We start from the raw sequence: 18186 nt of genomic DNA, 5'->3' as shown, positions 1-18186 counted from the left end.
GGAGCTTACAGCAGCACATTCATTTCTTGACATCTTCTATTATCTAAGTAAAATGACTAGTGAGTCAAGAAGTTCAGAAGTTTATTTGTAGGTATAGAAAGGGTATAAGAAAACATCATATTGACCAATCGGTCGGAACCAATTTGAGGAGGTCCCAAATGCTAAAGTGGATTCTACAACGATCAAAGCTATTCATCATATTCATCCTATTATTCGTTATCGTTGGTGTATTTACATTTATACAACTGCCCCAGCGTGAAATCCCAGAAACGACCATCAACATCGGCACGGTGAACACCGTCTATCCAGGTGCCACAGTCGATACGGTGGAACGCTCGATTACAAATCCAATCGAATCTTCACTAGGTTCGATCGACGGAATCGCTGAAATCACCTCATCATCTGCAGCCGGTTTTTCTACCATCGTTGTAGAAGTGGCAGAAGGTGAAAGCAAGAAAGAAGTGTTTAGCGATGTTCGACAAGCGGTCTCAGACGCATCTACTTCTTTTCCTGAAGATGCTTTTGAGCCAGAAGTAAACGAATCAACGGCAAAAATGCCGATCGTTTCCTATCATCTAACGAGTGATGATCGAGAAAACCTCCTTTCCATGCAAGAAGAATTGAACCGCTGGAAAGATGAAGTCAGTGAACTTTCAGGTGTGTCTGGCGTAACGATTAAAGGGCTACCTGAAGAACAAATCGAAATCGAATTAAGACAGGACGATTTAAAAGAATCAGGACTCACTGTCATCGATGTTCAAAACGCGATCAATAACGAATACTACCCTACACCTCTTGGTAAACAGGAAATGGACGATGAACTCGTTCAGCTTTCTGTAGAGAACTATGATTCTCTTGACCAAATGGAAGAACTTTTCGTAGGGAAAAATCCTGCTGGCGATTCCGTCTTTTTAAAAGACATCGCGAGCGTCGAAGTGAAACCAAAAGAACTGACAGACATCATCACGTATGAAGGAAAACCTTCTGTCTCGTTCACAGCCTATGTCGAGCCAGGCGAAGACATCCCGACTGTGGATGAACGAGTGAGCGAAAAAGTAGACGAGCTTGCTGATGGGTTACCTTCTAACGTTGAATTAGAACCGTATTATTCTCAGGCATCAATCGTGAACAATATTTTTGATGGCCTCTTCCTATCACTTGCGATTTCGGTACTTGCCGTTATCGTCGCAACGTCGTTAGGACTATCAGGATCAGGCGCACTCGTCGTCGCACTAGCTGTTCCGATCTCTGTTTTAATGGGCTTTATTCCGCTGCCATTTGCTGAAGTGGACCTTAACCAGATCTCAGTGATCGGGTTAATCATCGCACTCGGTATCATCGTTGATGACTCGATCGTGATCAACGACAACATTCAGCGACGGTACAAGCTTGGCGATAAAGGAATGATGGGTGCAGTCAACGGCGTAAAAGAAATTTGGGTATCGATCGTCACATCTTCCCTTGCGATCGTCTTTACGTTTTTACCACTCATTTTCTTATCAGGCGGAAACGGTGCATTCATTCGCGCATTGCCGACCGTTCTGATTACGACGATCATCGCATCAACAATCGTCGCGCTTGTTTTCGTACCGATCTTAAGGTACTTCTTAAGCCGTAGGTCAAAGAAGCCGATGTCAGATGCACCAGGTCTTTTAGGGAAACCACTTAACAAACTAGCTGACGTGTATGCAGATAAATTACTTAAGAAGTTTTCTAAAAAACCAATTCTCGTTTCAATCTTAGGGCTCTTGTTCACGACAGCGATCTTCGGGTTAGTTGTCCTAACACCGTTCGAATTCTTCCCTGCAGCGGATAAGGAAGAAGTAACGGTCGACATCACGCTCCCAATCGGGACACCGATCGAAGAAACGCACGAAACACTTCAGGAGATCGAGGAACGACTTAAAACGGATGATGGCGTCTATGAAACAAGCGTCTTCACAGGGACAGGAACACCTGGACTTTTCAACAGCTCCCTAAACAACACAGGTGAAAACACCGGTCAGATCGTGGCGCGTGTCGATCGTGAAAATCAAACGACCCAGGGACTGATCGATGATTGGACAGATCCTCTCAGAGAGGAATTTCCTGATGCTGAAATTTTCATGGAGACGATTCAACAAGGACCACCAGTTGGTGCGCCAGTTACCGTCACTGTTTCAGGTCCTGAAATCGAGAAACTCATCGACCTTAGAGATACATTAACGAATGAAATCGAGAACCTTGAGACTGACCTTGTTGTAGACAACGTAGGCGAATTTGAACCTTCTCTCGACTATGTGCCAGATCGTGACGCTCTTGAAGAAAACGGCATCTCGGTCAATCAGATCAGCCAGCAGCTGCGACTTGCAACGGCAGGTATTCCGTTAAAAGCGTTTGATAATGGCGTTGTAAAACGAGATATGACAATTGTTCTTGAAGAAAACGAAATCGATTTAACAGAGTTAGAGGTTCCAGCCGCTTCTACAGGCGGTCCACCTGAACTCATCTCACTCGATGAGCTCGTGACAACGGAACGAAATGAAAAGCTTCAAGTTATTCCTCATAAAGATGGAGAACGCGCGATCACGCTTCGAGCTTTTCCAGAGAATGAAGAAAATTACAAAGCGAACGTAACGGAAATCGTGGAGGAGCAGCGTGATGGGCTAGAAGCTGACTACAGCATCACACTCGGTGGAGAAAATGAAGCACAAAGTGATTTCTTCTCAGAAATTACCGTTCTCTTCATTATCGTTCTATTCCTTGTGTATCTGTTGATCGCTCTTCAATTCAACTCACTTTCACTACCGTTCCTAGTACTCGTTGCGGTATACCTTGCCATCGCGGGTGCGATTCTTGGCCTGTTTGTTACACAGACTCCGATCAGTTTCCTCGGTGTCATGGGGATGGTATCCCTCACAGGAATCGTTGTACGGAACTCTGTCGTGTTGATTGAATTTATCGAGCAAGCACTGAAAACAGGCATGGATGTAAAAGAAGCTGTCATCGAATCCGGACGCGTTCGTTTACGCCCGATCCTATTAACAGCGATCACTTCGATCGTTGCATTGATCCCAGTTGCCGTATCTGGTGACGCACTCTTTACACCACTTGCTGTTACGATTATTTCTGGTATCCTATTCTCAGCTGTTCTCACGCTGATCATGGTGCCAATGTTGTACCTTGTGTTCTATCGTTTTAGAAGAAGAAAAACAGCGCAAGAGATGTAAACTGACTATCTATCATTAAGAAGCCTGAGGAGATGATCCTCAGGCTTTTAAGTATGTACGTTTCTATTCAGCTAAGATTTCTTCTATGGTTGGAATGAATAACTAGATCTCCTACTCCAATCGCAATTAATCCATTCAACACGCCAAACGAAGGAGCTACTAGCATGCCACTTCCACTAAAAAAGCTAAATAGTAGCATGATTGCACAACCAGCGGTAACAACGATACCTAAACCATATAAGAGTTGTCCCACAACCATATGACTTCCTCCTTACAACAACAACTTTTTTCCAACTCCACTATTGTTCCAAATTTCCCTGAAGAAAACCAGCTCATTTTTTATTGCAATTACCATTTTCATCCACAAATCACTCACCCAAACTTCACCCCCATAAAGAAAACAGCGCAAGACTTTCGAACCATCGCCTCATTACTTTGAACTACAAAGTTTCCATAACTTTGATGTTGAACTAGTTATTAATCATCATCTTCTTAGACCATTGAAGGGCTTTGTAGAAATTTGTTGAATCCTCTCCCTAACCCGGGTAAACCTTCCGGGAATCATTTAGAGGAGTGATCGAAACATGTTAAAGCAAGTCGCTGCACTCGCAACATCTGCAACTCTACTCTTTTCAGTAGCATTACCAGCATCAGCTGCGGAAACGGAAGGAAAAGAACAGCCGTTTACGTATTCGAGCAAACAACAAGTTGCGTCACAAGAATTGATCGTCCATTTTAATGAATCAGTCAATTCTACATATGCAAAGGAGATCGTTAATAAAGCCGGCGGAAATGTGATCGAAACAACCGATGACTTCTTTGTTGTAAAAGTGAATGGAAACGCAGCTCAAGCGATTAAAGCACTAGAAAAGAACCCTCATGTTGACTATGCTGAACAGAACTCCATGTTCCACGTGAGCTATACGCCTAACGATCCACTTTTTAGCTCAGAACAATATGCTCCACAAAAAGTAAAAGCACCCGCAGCATGGGACGTGTCTCAAAGCTCGTCTTCAGTAAAAATTGCTGTTCTCGATACTGGAGTCGATTACAACCACCCTGATCTATCAGGCAAAGTGATCAAAGGATATGACTTTGCTGACAACGACAATGACCCGATGGATGAGCACTACCATGGAACGCACGTATCCGGTATTGCCGCAGCAAACACTAATAACGGCATTGGAATTGCAGGTCTAGCTCCAAAAGCTTCCATCCTAGCAGTCCGAGTTCTAGACGAAAGTGGTAGCGGTTCACTAGATGATGTTGCACAAGGTATCCGTTATTCAGCAGATCAAGGTGCACAGGTTATCAACTTGAGCCTCGGTGGTATCCTTGGATCTCAAACGCTTAAGGACGCAGTGAATTACGCTTGGAACAAAGGCTCTGTCGTTGTAGCAGCTGCAGGTAACGAAAGCACACCAAAACCAAGCTATCCTGCTTACTACTCGAACGCGATTGCAGTAGCAGCGACTGACCAAAACGATACGATCGCTTACTACTCAAACTACGGTACATGGGTGGATATCGCTGCACCTGGTTCTAGCGTTTACTCTACGATGCCAGGCAATAGCTACGACAACCTTTCCGGTACGTCGATGGCATCACCTGTCGTTGCTGGTGTCGCTGGACTCCTCGCATCTCAAGGCCGTAGCGCATCAGAAATCCGTACTGCTCTCGAAGAAACAGCTGATATCGTGACTGGAACGGGTACATTGTTTCAGAACGGACGCGTTAATGCTGAAGGTGCAGTGAATTACTAAATGCTATATCTTCGAGGATGCCATCGTCTGGCATCCTTTTTTTAGATTGCGAGTCATTTTCATATAAGCTCCTCTTCTATTCCTTATCTATGATAAACTCTGTTGATAGAAAGTTAGGCACGGGAGGAAAATGAATGAGACGCTATAATGATGACGACCCAACACACCGAGAACCTTTCAACGATGCGATGGAACACATGTCAGAAATAGAAGGATACCCAGCGAAACAAACGAACTTCCGTAAGTTACCAAAGGCCATTCGGTACTTAGGTTTTTTCTTAATCTCTTTTTTTGCAGTGTTGATGATGCTCGCGTTCCTCAGCCAATTCTTTGATTAACTTGTTATGAAATCCTCTCTTTTAAAATACATATCGTAATAAAACCGTTTGTAAACGAACGATATGGGAGACTTCATATGGGTATAAAATCGTTTCAAGAGTTTATCGACAAACAGTACGGTCTGCCAACTGGGCTTACAGGTATCTACCTTGGTGAGAGGATGGTGAAGCAGCATCGAATTGAAACGCTTTGGACAATCGAGCAATTGCAGTTAGATCAAAAGGAAGCGATTTTAGAGCTTGGGTGCGGGGCAGGTTATGCGATAAAAATGCTTTGTAAAGAAGAGGCAGTTTCGAGTATTCATGCGCTCGACCTTTCTTTTTCTATGCTGAGGTCCGCAAACTCGCGAAACCGAAAAGATGTTGATAGCGGGAAAGTCACATTCGTTCAAGGAGATGTGAAGTTTCTTCCTTTTCAAACAGACTTTTTTTCAAAAGTGTTTAGTATCCATTCAATCTACTTCTGGGATGAGATCCCCAAAACGATCAATGAAATTTATCGCGTATTAAAACCCGAAGGAACAGTCATCCTTACCTTTTGCGATGGAATAAACGATAGCAAGCAGTGTGGTATCACCAACATGATTTATGAAGAAGTAATCCCATCGATGATACGAAGTCATTTCAAACAAATCGAGCTGTTGGCGGGTCCTGAGTCAAGAGGGTATGACATGATTGCTATTAAAGGGGAGAAATAATAGGAAACTATAAAAAAGGCAAGCCCTCGATAAGAGGACTTGCCTTTACTCTTTTAGCGTAAGAACACATGATTACCGATTACGGTTGTAACTTCTTTGCCTTCTAAATAGCTGCTCTGTGCTTTATCAGGGTTATAGAAGAATAGCGATTCTTTATCATACCCTTGATAAGCGAGCGCTTCTTTTACTGCGCGCTTGGATTCATCGCCTGCTGGCTGCTTAATCGTACCGTTCAATACCGGTGAAAACTGAATGCCATCATGGATGACACCATGAAGAGTATCTGGGAACTCGTCGCTTTGAACACGGTTCAACACAACAGTCGCAACGGCAACTTTCCCTGCGTAGCTTTCTCCTTTAGCCTCAGCTTCTACGAGTCTAGCAAGAAGATCTGTTTCGTAGTCACTTGGCACAACTGGAAGCTCAAGCTCTTCGCCTGGCTGTATTTCATGATGTGATTTATCGTTCATTGCCTGCAGTTGCTTTGTAGGCACTCCGTAATTTGTTGCAATTTTATATAGTGATTCGCCCTTTTGGACGGTATGCGTATTTTCTTCGGCAGAACTTTGCGTTGGTAATGAGAATGCTAGAACGCAAGTCGCTGCAATTCCTGAGATCCACATTTTCTTAAACATGCGAAATCTACCTCCTAAAAATCAATCTAGTAATAAAGTAACACAGGAGGTGATCCCGTTTCATTATTAATTCTTTCCAGTCCTTCCAATGAAAAGAATAGTACGTCAAATGGGGCAATTACTCCAATACCTACCAAGTCACGCTTGTTCTTTCGTTTTGCCTATCAATCCTTTGACTAATAAAAACAAAACGACCAGTATCGCCGAAAACGATACGGTGCAAACAATCGTTAGAAACGGTGAGTACCTTAATGCGTAAAGATAATAGTCGATGATGTAGATTTCGGAGTGGTCCGTAACAGTATCAGGAGTAAAGACTACCTCCTCCTGCCATTCATCCGAAAACGGTAAGTAACTCGCAGTCCATGATGAAAGCCAAAAAGTATATCCGAAAATCACTACTAAGGGAAACAAGAGTAGAATTTGATAGATCCTTCTCATCACAGCCATCCCCCATTCATCTTTTTTTCAAATAAAATAGCCACCAAAACACGATGTAGCAATAGATCGAAATAAGAACAAACGCCCATACTGCGCCATTATGTAACGAGTAAATCAAGTACTCTAATTCAGTTCCTTCGACTCGTGCGATCATATTAATTGAAAGCAGCAGCGCTAGCACGACCAGTACGATTGCAATTGAAGAAAGTGCTACTAACTTCCTCTTAAAAATCATTCTCACTGACATTGTGATTGTCCCAATCAGCAATAAATAGTAGATAATCCAGAACCAGACGGGTAATGTTTCCCCACTCATAATCGACGACCTCCTTGTATAAACGAATCACAGCACTAGCTACGCCCTACTAAGTTCTTCTAACCGCTTCAATCCTTCTTCACGGTCAAATGAGCTAAACCAGCGAAAATGATCATCATCGAGAATTCGAAAGTGCTTACTGATTAAATTCTGCTGCAGAACATATCTCCCGTTTCTCTCAACATCTTTCCACCACACCTTACCGCCCATCGTTTTGTCTACTGGATGTTCGATCTTCCTATGAGCGATGAGCTTGATTACTTCAATGGGCTCATCTCCTAACACGTGCTGCAGTACCTCACTCTGATGAAAGAGCGAGCAAACGGCAACCGTTACCGTCCAGCTAGCAAGTACACGGTTTTTCTCGATTTGAACGAGCGTTTTCTTCGACGTTCCTAAAACCTCTGCCATCACGTCTTGAGAGTACCCCTGCTCTTGCCTGATCAATCGTAATCTGTCAGAAACCAATTTCATTACTTCTTCTTTCGTCATCCTTACCACCTCGTTCCTTTTTTCACCTTTAGTGTAATATTACACCATTCGTGCGGTGCCTGTCACCACCCGGTTTCGCTCGACCATTGTCGAAAGATACAAAAAAAGCTGTTCCACTAGGGAACAGCTTTACAACGTTAACTGTTTTTGTCTATCAGGATTATTCGCTTCCAACCACTTTTCCGCTTCGTTCATCATCCAGCCACCGAACGTATCGAGAAACGAAAGAATCGCTTCAATCTCTTCCGTTGGGTTCACAGCGAGATGCAACGCTTTTCTCATCTCAGGCTCTTTTTCTGGATAATGCTTTGAGAATCGTTCGTATGCAGGGTACAAGTCTCTCGAATAAGTACGTTCCTGTTCGATGACGAAAGCGAACCCACAGCGAATGATCATTTTCATAACCCACACACAGCAGTCTTTTACATCTTCAGGATCTTCGTTACCGACTAATTCTTCTTTCGCTTGGAGAATGATCGCCTTTATATGATGGATATGAGCGTTCGCGAGCGCTTTGTCCGCTTTATACCGCGGTAACTGCTTCTGGAGGTTTTCTCCATAGATACATACACTATGCGTTTTGATCATGAACGGAATGATTGCGAACCGACTTGTTTCTAACACAGCTTCTAACGAAAACACGCTCATCTCCACTCCGTTTACGAATGGAAAACGCTCGACTACATCCCGTTCTACTTTGTTAACTAGACTCGAACTGAGCTTTTCTACACCTGACACGGTAATGATGATCGTATCAAGATCCGACACACCTTCGATTCCAAGGCCTCTTGGAACTGAACCTCTTACATAGATGCTGTGAACCTCATCACGAAAATTCGATAGAACAGCTTCTCGATAATAGGATATCGCTTCCTTGAATGCAGGACTAATATTGGCTAATGACGAGGTGTTGATAATCCTTCCTTCTTCATCAACTCGGCACACATCACCGATTCTTCTCACTTCCTTCACTGCAGCACTCCTTTCTACTAACTTTGACTATGTAAACGCTCCGATTACTTACCAAATTCCCCTTGCATTACTTATATTCTTTAAAACAAAAAATCTCCTAACGATTCGAATTCCTACTATAGTGGTAGTTAAGACTAGTATAGTATAAAAAAGCTTGTTTTCTTTATACGATTCAAAAACGGGTATTGTTTTATAACCTTTTTTTACCCAAGGAGGACAGTCATGCGGCGCAACATAGCAAATGAACTTATACAGATGAAGGAACGCGACCTTGAAGTAAGAGAGCAACTGTTGAAGGAAGGGGCTCTATTCGAGGGATACAATATCGAAATGGAGAAAGTGCATATCGAAAACGGCCTTAGATTAACAAACATCATGGAAGAAATCGGCTGGCCGAACGAGGACAAAGTTGGAAAGGAAGCCGCTGATGCTGCGTGGCTCATTCTTCAGCACGCTATCAGCTTACCTCAGCTGCAGCGAAACGCACTTCCCATTCTTGAAAAAGAAATGAACGAAGGATACATCGAACCATTTCGCTGGGCTTATCTCTACGATCGCATCTTATTTTTCGAAGGCAAACCTCAGCGATATGGTACACAGTTCGATTGGGATGAAGAAGGAAACATGCGCCCATGGAAAATAGAAGATGAAGAAAACATCGAACAAAGACGAGCGGAAATCGGCCTTTCTCCGATGCAAGAAGAACTCGAACGGATTCAGAAAGAGCTTGAAGAAAACAACGTGTCACCCCCTTCTTCCATGAAGAAGCGCATGGCAGAAGTTCATGAATGGCGCGAACGAGTGGGTTGGCTTTAAACGATTAGAGTCCAAGCGAGGTACAGAGACATGAGTGCCACAGCGAACATGATCGTGGACACGAGTCGACTGTGCCTGAGCTTGATGCCATACGTCACAAAGAAAATTGTTGCAGCTAACTTTGCTACGCTTTGTAATTCGTTTGAGAAACCTGAACTGCTGAATACAATCGCCGTAAGGAACGTCACGATGATCACCGCTTTAAACCAAAGCGGTTCTCTCATAAAAGATTTAAAAAACCATGTGAGCCTTCCCATCATAACCTCCTCTTCAAATTCACTTATCTTAACCCATTATAGTCGAAAGAAACTGAAAGAATGTGAAACAACCGAATGAAGCGAGACTAAAGGATAGGACAGCGAGTGAAAGAAGTGGGTGCTGACTTCTTGGTTGTAATAGATAGATGATGGAAAGTAAGATTCCAACGATAAACGATAGAACGAAAAGTCCATCAATCGCGAATGAAAACTGAAGGATGGAGTCAAACAATAAATTTAGTAAGTAGATGCTGTTTACAAGTAGTAAGAGGATAAGCACTGTTCGTTTCATCATAACCTCCTCAAACACGTCTTACTAATAAGGACGAATGAAAGAAGATAAAGTTTCAATAAATACAGTATGGTAAAATCAGGGTAGAACACAATTGAGGTGAGGAACTATGAAGACAAAAGGTTATCTTCTACTCCGAAAATTATTGGTCGGAATCATTACAGCAATTACCGCAACAGCACTGTTTGCGGGACTAAGTCAATCCACCTTCTCGTTAGTAGCGTTCACCTCTGATTTTAAAAACTGGTTTCCATATTTCTTTCTAGGAATGTTCCTTTATGGTGTGTGGGCGTCTATCCTTAGCGATTCTCTAGCAAAATCCATGGCTTATACGACAAAAAAGCCTGAGTGGATTCTCTCGTTCTTCATTCACTTTTTAGCAGGTACCGTTCTAGGGGCAGCCAGCCTCATTTCTGCAATCGTATTTTTTATCATCGATCGCGTTGTTCAACAAAGATGGCACGCTAAATTCGCGGAATAAGAAAAAAGGGGCTCTTCCTTAGTGGAAGTGCCCCTCTTTTGCATTTTCCGTTCTACTCTAAAACATCGCAGCCATTTTTCTTAATATAGCCCTCTCCCCATGCGCACATCGCATCGAGGATCGGTTTTAAAGACCAGCCGTAATCTGTTAACGAATAGATCACTTTTGGCGGGACTACATCAAATACTTTTCGATTCACAACGCCGTCTTCCTCTAATTCACGCAGCTGCTGTGTGAGCATTTTCTGCGTGATCTTTGGCATGAGTTTCTTCAATTCGCTCGTTCGTCGCTCTTTCTCGATCAAATGACACATAATAACGACTTTCCACTTCCCTCCGATGACATCGAGAGTCGCTTCTACCGAATTGTTATATGGCATGATGGTTCCTCCTAAGGTACTTTTTTGCACCTACAATCTATTTTCATCTGTACATGTCTAATTAACGTTTACGAAACTAACATACCGGTAGTATATCCGAAAAGCAAAATGGTTTCTACAGGTACTTACAGGTGCCTATAGCACCTCGAGGTTCCTTTATAACAATAAAGTGCGTACTTCACGGCAAGAAGCGTATGTCGCATAATAGTTTTTGCAGAGAGGGCGTGGCTTCATTTCGGCGCCGAACCACGTTCTCTCAAGAACTTATTTTGCTTTTAGGAGGACGATCCATGGCTTCACATACGGAAAAGAAGAAAGGCGGAATCGCAGCACTTCTTGCACTCGCGATTTCTGCATTTGGAATCGGGACGACGGAGTTCGTTCCTGTCGGCCTTCTGACGACGATCTCTGATGACTTAGGTATCTCGATCACGTTAGCAGGATTATTAATTTCCGGCTATGCGCTCGGTGTTGCTTTCGGTGCACCTATTTTAACCGCATTAACAGACCGGATAAATCGAAAAACATTGCTCATGTCACTTATGGTTATTTTTATTTTAGGAAACGTCGTTGCTGGTATGGCAACCTCTTTTACACTTTTATTAATCGCACGAATCATCACCGCTTTCTCACACGGAATTTTCTTCTCGATCGGCTCAACGATCGCAGCGGACTTAGTACCTGAAGATAAGCGTGCGAGCGCGATTGCATTTATGTTCACAGGATTAACGGTCGCAACCGTTACGGGTGTTCCACTCGGTACGTTTATCGGGCAAACGTTCGGATGGCGTGCAACGTTCTTAGGTGTCGCGATGCTTGGTGTGATCGGCATCATCGCAAGTGCGATCCTGGTACCAAAGAACTTAAAAGAAGCACCACCTTCAACATTTGTCGATCAGCTAAAAATCGTAAGCTCTAGCCGTTTGCTTCTTGCGTTTGCGATCACTGCACTAGGCTACGGAGGAACGTTCGTTGCATTCACGTATTTAACACCGCTATTAGAAAACCTAACTGGTTTTAGTTCCAAATGGGTCAGCGTGATCTTACTCGTATACGGTCTAGCTGTTGCGGTCGGAAACGTGGTCGGCGGGAAGGCATCCAACAATAGTCCGATCAAAGCGCTCTTCTGGATGTTCATTCTTCAAGCGATCGTACTTGTGGCATTAAGCTTCACTGCACCGTTCAAAGTGATCGGTCTGATCACAATCGCTCTTATGGGTCTCTTCGCATTCATGAGCGTACCTGGCCTTCAGCTTCTCGTTGTAAACCTATCAGAAAAATATGTACCATCTGCAGTAAACGTGGCTTCAGCGATGAACATCGCAGCGTTTAACATCGGTATTGCAATCGGATCATTCGTAGGCGGACTCATCGTCGATAGTATCGGCTTGATCCACACCGCATGGATCGGCGGGGTCATGGTAGCCGGAGCCGTACTCTTAACGGCTTGGCTAGGTAGATTAGAAAAAAACGCACAAAGTCAACTTTACAAAGCAAGTGCTTAACATCGAAAGGAAAGTTCCACGAGGAACTTTCCTTTCTTTTTACTTTCAAACACAAACTTTCTTACTACAACCATTTATAGTACAATCACAACGAATGGTATGAAACAACGAAAACACATCCAGAGGAGTTAATCATGAAACCAGGTATCTTGGCACTATTTCTAGTACTGATCGTTCCGGTTGTTTTGAAGAAAATAAACGAGCACGATGCGATATTAGAAAATCGGCTGAAAGATCGTACAGGCATTAAGTAAGAAACGAACGTAACGAACATGATACTAAACATCATTCCGATAAAAACGGTCAGTGGCGAGTGCCTCTGACCGTTTTTTATTTCAGCTTTTAACTTTGCTGTTTTTTAGTAATCTTTCTATATTTATACTCACCATGAAACCACGTACCCGTTCCATAAGTAGTCCCAAATATTAGTCCGGTTGTTGAATAATCTGTGAAATGGTTGAGTCCTCCATGGAAGTAAAAGTCTATTCCCGCTTCCACTAATGCAATACCCATTCCGCCTATCATGATTCCGTAAAAAAGGATATACTTCCACATCCCCAACTTTCTAGTTTCACTCCATTCATTCAAGAACGCTTCTTCCTTAAAAATGATCGTCACCCGCTTTTCAGGGAATTGTATTGCTTATAACTGTGTTAGCCAGAGAGAGCAATTCGTCATTGAAATTTGGTGCTTTCATCTATTTAGGCGGTAAGTTTTGCGCTTGCACTACGAACTCTCCAACTGAAACTGCTGCTGTGCGAGCTTGAAATAAAGAGCATGGTTCTTCATTAATTCGTCATGCGTTCCGGTCTCGATCACCTTTCCCTCTTCCATCACTAGGATTTGGTCAGCGTGAACGACGGTGGAAAGCCTGTGGGCGATGACGATCGTCGTACGGTCTTTCATCAAGTTGTTGAGTGCCTTCTGTACTTGCACTTCTGACGTACTATCAAGACTCGATGTTGCTTCATCTAATAGTAGAATTGAAGGATCTCTAACGATAGCGCGCGCGATGGCGATTCGCTGCCTTTGACCACCTGATAGCTTGATGCCCCGCTCTCCGATTTCCGTATCGAATCCATTCGGTAATTCCATGATAAACGGAAGGGCATAGGCCTGATCAGCTGCTTGCGTCAGCACCTCGTCTGAAATCTCACGCTCCATTCCATATAGAATATTTTCTCGAATCGTTCCCGCGATAAGTGGACTCTCCTGGGAAACATAACCGATCTGATTTCGCCATGATTGGAGAGAGAATTCGGTAATTTCCGTTCCTCCAAGAGCGATCGATCCTTTTTGCGGTACGTAAAAACGTTCGATAAGTGAAAAGGTTGTTGTCTTACCACTTCCACTCGGACCAACGATCGCCGTGATTTTACCTGGTGGAACACGGAAGGACGCTCCTTTTAAAATCAATTCTTTTCCATATGAAAACTCTACGTCGTTAAAGGTTAGATGTTGAGATGGATTCGTAACTTCCTTTCCGATCAAGCGCTCTTCCCCTTCATGATCGAGCAAAAACTGCAGCCGTTCCGTCGCTCCCATCGCCTTCTGGATCGCTGTTAAAAATCTTGCCATCGAGCTAAATGGAATAATGATCTGAAAAAGGTATAGCAAGAAGGCAACGAGCTCACCTGCACTAAGTTCACCAGTTGATACACGGACGCCTCCATACCCAACGATAACGACCAACACACCCATCAGAAGTAACGTCATGATCGGCATGAGGAGCGCGTAAATTTTCGCTTCCTTCATACTATAAGAGAAAACATTCTTAATGCCATCTTCCCCATTCTTCTCTTCGATGTTTTCAGCTAAAGAGAATTTCACGAGACGTATTTCAGAGAGAACTTGTGTGATCGTCGCCGTAAATTTCGCCGTTTCTTCTTGAAGTCCCTTCGACACTTTGTACATTCGTTTTCCGATAAAACGGATCCCAATCATCATGATCGGAACGACCGTAAGCAAGATCACCGTCAATCGCCAATCAAGATAAAGCAGGATCGCGATCGATCCTACAATCGACAATGTACTCGTCAGCAAGTTGATGAGATGATTCGAGACGAGATCTTTGATTACGCCTGTATCGTTTACAATCCTGCTCGTGGTATCACCGACCCTGTTGCTGTCAAAGAACGTCACCTTCATGGAAAGCACTTTTTTCATCAGTCTTTCGCGAAGTCGCGCGACGACGGATTCTCCTATGTAAAGCAGCAAATACATCGATAGCCCTGAGAAGATCGCTTGAAGCACAAACGCTGCAATCAAGAGACCGATGATTCCGTTCGATAATGTCCCTGACGAAAGCTGGTCGACTAAATTTTTCGTAAAAAACGGTACGATCAAGCCAGCAACTGTCCCGATCAAACTCATCGTTACCGCGATCGTGACGAGTAATTTCGAAGGATTCGTTTCTTTTATTAAGGTGGCAAGGCCACTCCAGTTCATTCGTTTTTCGGAGGTTTCTATTTGTTCACTCATAACGATCAGCCCCTTTCCTATCAGTATAGCTGGAAAATATTAAAAATCATAAAAATCCGACACAAAAAAGACTCTGCTAAAAACAGAGTCATGATGGTTTATTGATCCTTTTTTAGAAGATCCCATATCTTATCGCCATTCCACATCTCACTCGGGGCGTCTTCATAATTGATTTCAAAAGCTGCATGCCCACCAACAGCGTGACTAGCACCGAAATTAATTCCCATACTACTCTCGGTAAAATACGTAAACGTTTCAGAATGTTGATCGGTTCCAATCCCATCAAGCGAATCCGCATTTTGAAGATCAGTAACAGTAGCATTATCTTTCAGCTCTTTTTCGAACTCTTTATGGTGTGGATTAACTGGCTTGAATGCATCTGTTTTAAACAATTCAATAAATGATTCATCTGCATTAATGACATCTTTCAGTCTAATTTGTTGCATGTCTTCAAGATCTATATTTGTTGTGTAGAAAAGGTTGTTAGGATGCGCTGCTCCTTCTACGTAGCCAGTGCCTGCATACTGAACACTTAAGAAATAAGGACTTTCATACGAAACAGCATAATCGACTTCAAGAGTTAACCCTTCTGAACCTTCGTAAAAGTTCATCACTTTATATGCTTCGTTAAAAAGAAGGTCGTTTACTTCATCCTGCTTTCCTGCATCTGATGCGTTCGTAAGCTGAGGATACGAAATCGTTACTCCATTCTCCGTATACACTTCTTCTTTAAGCGTGTAAGAAAGTTCCGATGCATCAGGTTCGGCTTCACTAGAGGCTTCCTCCCCAACTTCATCAGAGGTTGAATCGTCGTTTTTCGCTTCGCTAGATTCCGCATCGCTATCGTTTGTTTCATCTGATTGGGTTTCCGAACCGTTCGTTTCACTCTTCTCTTCAGCGGTCGCTTCAACTTTCTTTTCTGGTTCTGAGCTAGCGCTTTCGTTTGCTTGACCACATGCAGAAAGAATGAGACTAAAAGACAAAAGGCTAACACCAAGGATCGTCGTTTTTTTCAATGAGCTATCTCCTTTAGAAGTTGTATAGACTAATCATACTCGAAAACGACGATAAAAATCATCCTTATTTGTGAAAATTTTCTAAAAGAGTAACAAAAAAACTCAACCCGTACAGGATTGAGTTTCTTCTATTAAATAATACCCATCATAGCTAAGAAGATGATGGCGATCGTGGCTATCATCGGGATGATGAGTCCAACGACGAACACGTCTTTGTACGAATCTTTATGCGTAAGACCTGTAACAGTAAATAGCGTTAGAAGGGCACCGTTATGCGGGAGGATCGAGGCACCAGAAGCAACGGATGTAATTCTGTGGAACGCCTCAAGACTCAGTCCGTTTTCCACAGCGATATTGTAATACTCCTCACCAAGCGCCTCAAGCGCAATTCCCATACCTCCCGATGCTGATCCTGTGATCATTGCGAGAAGCTGAACTGCGAATGCTTCAGAAAAGTATGGGCTGAGTGGAATCGAGAAGATCAAGTCTTTTACAGCCTCGAAACCTGGAGACGCGGTTACAACTGACCCAAATCCAACAGCTGCGCTCGTATTGATCGTCGCCATAACCGACCCTGATGCACCCTTGTTGATGGAACCGATAAAGTTTTTGAATTCTTTCCAGTTAAACGCCATGATGAGAAGAATCCCGATTAATAGGGCAACGAGGATACTAAGATCCTCGAATGCATTTAGCGTAATGACTACTGCGATAAGAGGGATGATGGAAAGAAGCCAGTTCGGTAAATCTTCCTCATCGATCGTATTCACTTCATTATCGCCTTGTGGTTCTGTAAACTTTTCATCCTTTTTAAGGAGCTGTTTCTCTCGGAATTTTAAATAGAAATAGCCTCCGACTGCCATGATCAATCCAGCCACGATACCCATGATCGGTGCTGCCATCGTGTTCGTTTTGAACGTATTGATCGGAATGATGTTCTGAATCTGAGGTGTTCCTGGGATCGCCGTCATCGTGAAGGTGAAAGCCCCTAAAACAAACGTCGATGGAATCAGCTTACGCGATACGTTTGCGCGGCGAAACATCGCGACTGCAAGAGGATAAACTGCAAATACCACAACGAATAGACTTACTCCGCCGTATGTAAGCACTGCTGCTGATAACAGCATTCCTAGAATCGCACGTTTTTCACCGATAAGGTTTGAGATCTTATATGCAACAGACTGTGCGGCACCCGTGTCTTCCATCAACTTCCCGAAGATGGCTCCGAATAAGAAGATTGGAAAATATGATTTTGCAAACCCAACGAAACCTTCCATATAAGTAGATGTGTACGTATCGAGTATATTCATCCCGCTTAGTAATGCAACGATTCCGGATACGAGCGGCGCGATCCAGATAATCGACCAGCCAAGATAAGCTAGAAGCATCAACAGTGCAAGGCCAATAATAATACTAATCATGATGTCATGTCCTCCTACCTAAAGATCAACTGTTTGCTTTTACTATGTCCACCGGTGCCTGTCACTACCCGTTATTTATCAATAATTGTCGATAGCATAAAAAACGCGCAAAACTGTTAGCCAGTTTTACGCGTTTCCCTTAACTATTTACTTTCGTTGATCAATGATTGAATTTGCAACATTGACATGCTCTTCCTTTGTCATCGGCTCATCATTACCATTGCGTGGAACGACTGAACGGAGAAAAAACATGACGTTACCATTTTCGCTCATCCACCTTAATTCACTGATACTTTCCCAATCGTTGAAGGAAGCACGAATGTCATTCTCAAGCTCCACATCCGTTTTTCCGAAGCTAACTTCTTTCCCTTTTACGTCCCGCTGCATAAAAGAAAGCTGCTCATTTCCTTTCGAATAAATTAACGCTACATCATTCGGTTCTAACTTTGTCTGCGCAGTCGCAGTAACTTCTTCAGCCTCGAACGGAATGCTTTCCATGTCTGGTGCTGATAATTCATCTCGAAATTCTTTAGATAGCTTTTCAACTTCACTCTTCACTTCTGGATTGGCCTCCACAAGCGATTTGAGGTGATTTTCTGAGCTCGAACTGCCTGAATTACACGCAGCAAGTACTAAAAGAGCTGATAATAACATGACGAATTTTAGTTTCATTG

General features: G+C 43.2%; 21 protein-coding genes. 7 read left to right on the top strand and 14 right to left on the bottom strand.

Annotation, left to right across the window (positions count from 1 at the left end; all coding sequences use genetic code 11):
• Positions 1–158: 158 nt before the first annotated feature.
• The gene (locus tag ACXAHI_RS13980) at positions 159–3209 is read left to right on the top strand and encodes an efflux RND transporter permease subunit (RefSeq protein WP_474848806.1); all 3051 of its coding nucleotides are present in this window, start codon (positions 159–161) and stop codon (positions 3207–3209) included.
• Between the two features lie 67 nt (positions 3210–3276).
• Here the strand turns inward: ACXAHI_RS13980 and ACXAHI_RS13975 are convergent, their stop codons facing one another.
• A complete protein-coding gene (locus tag ACXAHI_RS13975) occupies positions 3277–3468 on the bottom strand; it encodes a hypothetical protein (RefSeq protein WP_474848804.1) in 192 nt (63 codons plus the stop codon).
• Between the two features lie 325 nt (positions 3469–3793).
• Between ACXAHI_RS13975 and ACXAHI_RS13970 the strand changes: the two genes are divergently transcribed.
• The 3 genes from ACXAHI_RS13970 (at position 3794) to ACXAHI_RS13960 (ending at position 6008) form a co-directional block, all read left to right on the top strand.
• A complete protein-coding gene (locus ACXAHI_RS13970; protein WP_474848803.1) occupies positions 3794–4972 on the top strand; it encodes a S8 family peptidase in 1179 nt (392 codons plus the stop codon).
• Positions 4973–5106: 134 nt separating this feature from the next.
• Positions 5107–5310, top strand: coding sequence for a hypothetical protein (locus ACXAHI_RS13965; RefSeq protein WP_474848801.1), 204 nt, complete (start codon positions 5107–5109; stop codon positions 5308–5310).
• 77 nt (positions 5311–5387) lie between these two features.
• Positions 5388–6008, top strand: coding sequence for a class I SAM-dependent methyltransferase (locus tag ACXAHI_RS13960; protein ID WP_474848799.1), 621 nt, complete (start codon positions 5388–5390; stop codon positions 6006–6008).
• Between the two features lie 53 nt (positions 6009–6061).
• Here the strand turns inward: ACXAHI_RS13960 and ACXAHI_RS13955 are convergent, their stop codons facing one another.
• The 5 genes from ACXAHI_RS13955 to ACXAHI_RS13935 form a co-directional block, all read right to left on the bottom strand.
• Complete coding sequence (locus tag ACXAHI_RS13955; protein ID WP_474848797.1) at positions 6062–6643, bottom strand: cell wall hydrolase; 582 nt, start codon at positions 6641–6643, stop codon at positions 6062–6064.
• A gap of 138 nt (positions 6644–6781) precedes the next feature.
• Entirely contained in the window at positions 6782–7084 is a 303-nt protein-coding gene (locus tag ACXAHI_RS13950; RefSeq protein WP_474848795.1) for a DUF4306 domain-containing protein, read from the bottom strand.
• Positions 7085–7100: 16 nt separating this feature from the next.
• The gene (locus tag ACXAHI_RS13945) at positions 7101–7400 is read right to left on the bottom strand and encodes a hypothetical protein (protein ID WP_474848793.1); all 300 of its coding nucleotides are present in this window, start codon (positions 7398–7400) and stop codon (positions 7101–7103) included.
• A gap of 39 nt (positions 7401–7439) precedes the next feature.
• Positions 7440–7892, bottom strand: a complete 453-nt coding sequence (locus ACXAHI_RS13940; protein WP_474848791.1) for a helix-turn-helix domain-containing protein — start codon at positions 7890–7892, stop codon at positions 7440–7442.
• Between the two features lie 129 nt (positions 7893–8021).
• Positions 8022–8864, bottom strand: coding sequence for a nucleotidyltransferase (locus tag ACXAHI_RS13935; protein ID WP_474848789.1), 843 nt, complete (start codon positions 8862–8864; stop codon positions 8022–8024).
• Between the two features lie 222 nt (positions 8865–9086).
• Between ACXAHI_RS13935 and ACXAHI_RS13930 the strand changes: the two genes are divergently transcribed.
• Entirely contained in the window at positions 9087–9680 is a 594-nt protein-coding gene (locus ACXAHI_RS13930; RefSeq protein WP_474848787.1) for a DUF6624 domain-containing protein, read from the top strand.
• Here the strand turns inward: ACXAHI_RS13930 and ACXAHI_RS13925 are convergent.
• Positions 9677–9937 (bottom strand): hypothetical protein, encoded by a 261-nt coding sequence (locus tag ACXAHI_RS13925; protein WP_474848785.1) that lies wholly within the window; start codon positions 9935–9937, stop codon positions 9677–9679. The genes ACXAHI_RS13930 and ACXAHI_RS13925 overlap by 4 nt on opposite strands.
• A 28-nt stretch (positions 9938–9965) precedes the next feature.
• Positions 9966–10229: a hypothetical protein gene (locus tag ACXAHI_RS13920; protein ID WP_474848783.1), complete on the bottom strand. Its 264-nt coding sequence runs from the start codon at positions 10227–10229 to the stop codon at positions 9966–9968.
• Positions 10230–10338: 109 nt separating this feature from the next.
• Between ACXAHI_RS13920 and ACXAHI_RS13915 the strand changes: the two genes are divergently transcribed.
• A complete protein-coding gene (locus tag ACXAHI_RS13915) occupies positions 10339–10710 on the top strand; it encodes a hypothetical protein (protein ID WP_474848781.1) in 372 nt (123 codons plus the stop codon).
• A 52-nt stretch (positions 10711–10762) separates the two neighbouring features.
• On the opposite strand, the gene ACXAHI_RS13910 is transcribed toward ACXAHI_RS13915, so the two are convergent.
• Positions 10763–11092, bottom strand: coding sequence for a winged helix-turn-helix transcriptional regulator (locus ACXAHI_RS13910; RefSeq protein WP_474849888.1), 330 nt, complete (start codon positions 11090–11092; stop codon positions 10763–10765).
• Between the two features lie 287 nt (positions 11093–11379).
• Here ACXAHI_RS13910 and ACXAHI_RS13905 point away from each other — a divergent pair, with 287 nt between their 5' ends.
• The gene (locus ACXAHI_RS13905) at positions 11380–12594 is read left to right on the top strand and encodes an MFS transporter (protein ID WP_474848779.1); all 1215 of its coding nucleotides are present in this window, start codon (positions 11380–11382) and stop codon (positions 12592–12594) included.
• Between the two features lie 342 nt (positions 12595–12936).
• On the opposite strand, the gene ACXAHI_RS13900 is transcribed toward ACXAHI_RS13905, so the two are convergent.
• The 5 genes from ACXAHI_RS13900 to ACXAHI_RS13880 form a co-directional block, all read right to left on the bottom strand.
• Complete coding sequence (locus ACXAHI_RS13900; RefSeq protein ID WP_474848777.1) at positions 12937–13182, bottom strand: hypothetical protein; 246 nt, start codon at positions 13180–13182, stop codon at positions 12937–12939.
• A 138-nt stretch (positions 13183–13320) separates the two neighbouring features.
• Positions 13321–15075, bottom strand: a complete 1755-nt coding sequence (locus ACXAHI_RS13895) for an ABC transporter ATP-binding protein (protein WP_474848775.1) — start codon at positions 15073–15075, stop codon at positions 13321–13323.
• A 98-nt stretch (positions 15076–15173) separates the two neighbouring features.
• On the bottom strand, positions 15174–16091 hold the full coding sequence (locus ACXAHI_RS13890; RefSeq protein ID WP_474848773.1) for a polysaccharide deacetylase family protein: 918 nt from the start codon (positions 16089–16091) through the stop codon (positions 15174–15176).
• Positions 16092–16222: 131 nt separating this feature from the next.
• Entirely contained in the window at positions 16223–17512 is a 1290-nt protein-coding gene (locus tag ACXAHI_RS13885; RefSeq protein ID WP_474848771.1) for a GntP family permease, read from the bottom strand.
• 147 nt (positions 17513–17659) lie between these two features.
• Entirely contained in the window at positions 17660–18184 is a 525-nt protein-coding gene (locus tag ACXAHI_RS13880; RefSeq protein ID WP_474848769.1) for a hypothetical protein, read from the bottom strand.
• Between the last annotated feature and the right edge of the window lie 2 nt (positions 18185–18186).

Source organism: Anaerobacillus sp. ABD4_527, assembly GCF_056160805.1.
The sequence above is the reverse complement of the archived record's forward strand: the minus strand, read 5'-3'. Positions and strand labels throughout refer to the sequence as shown.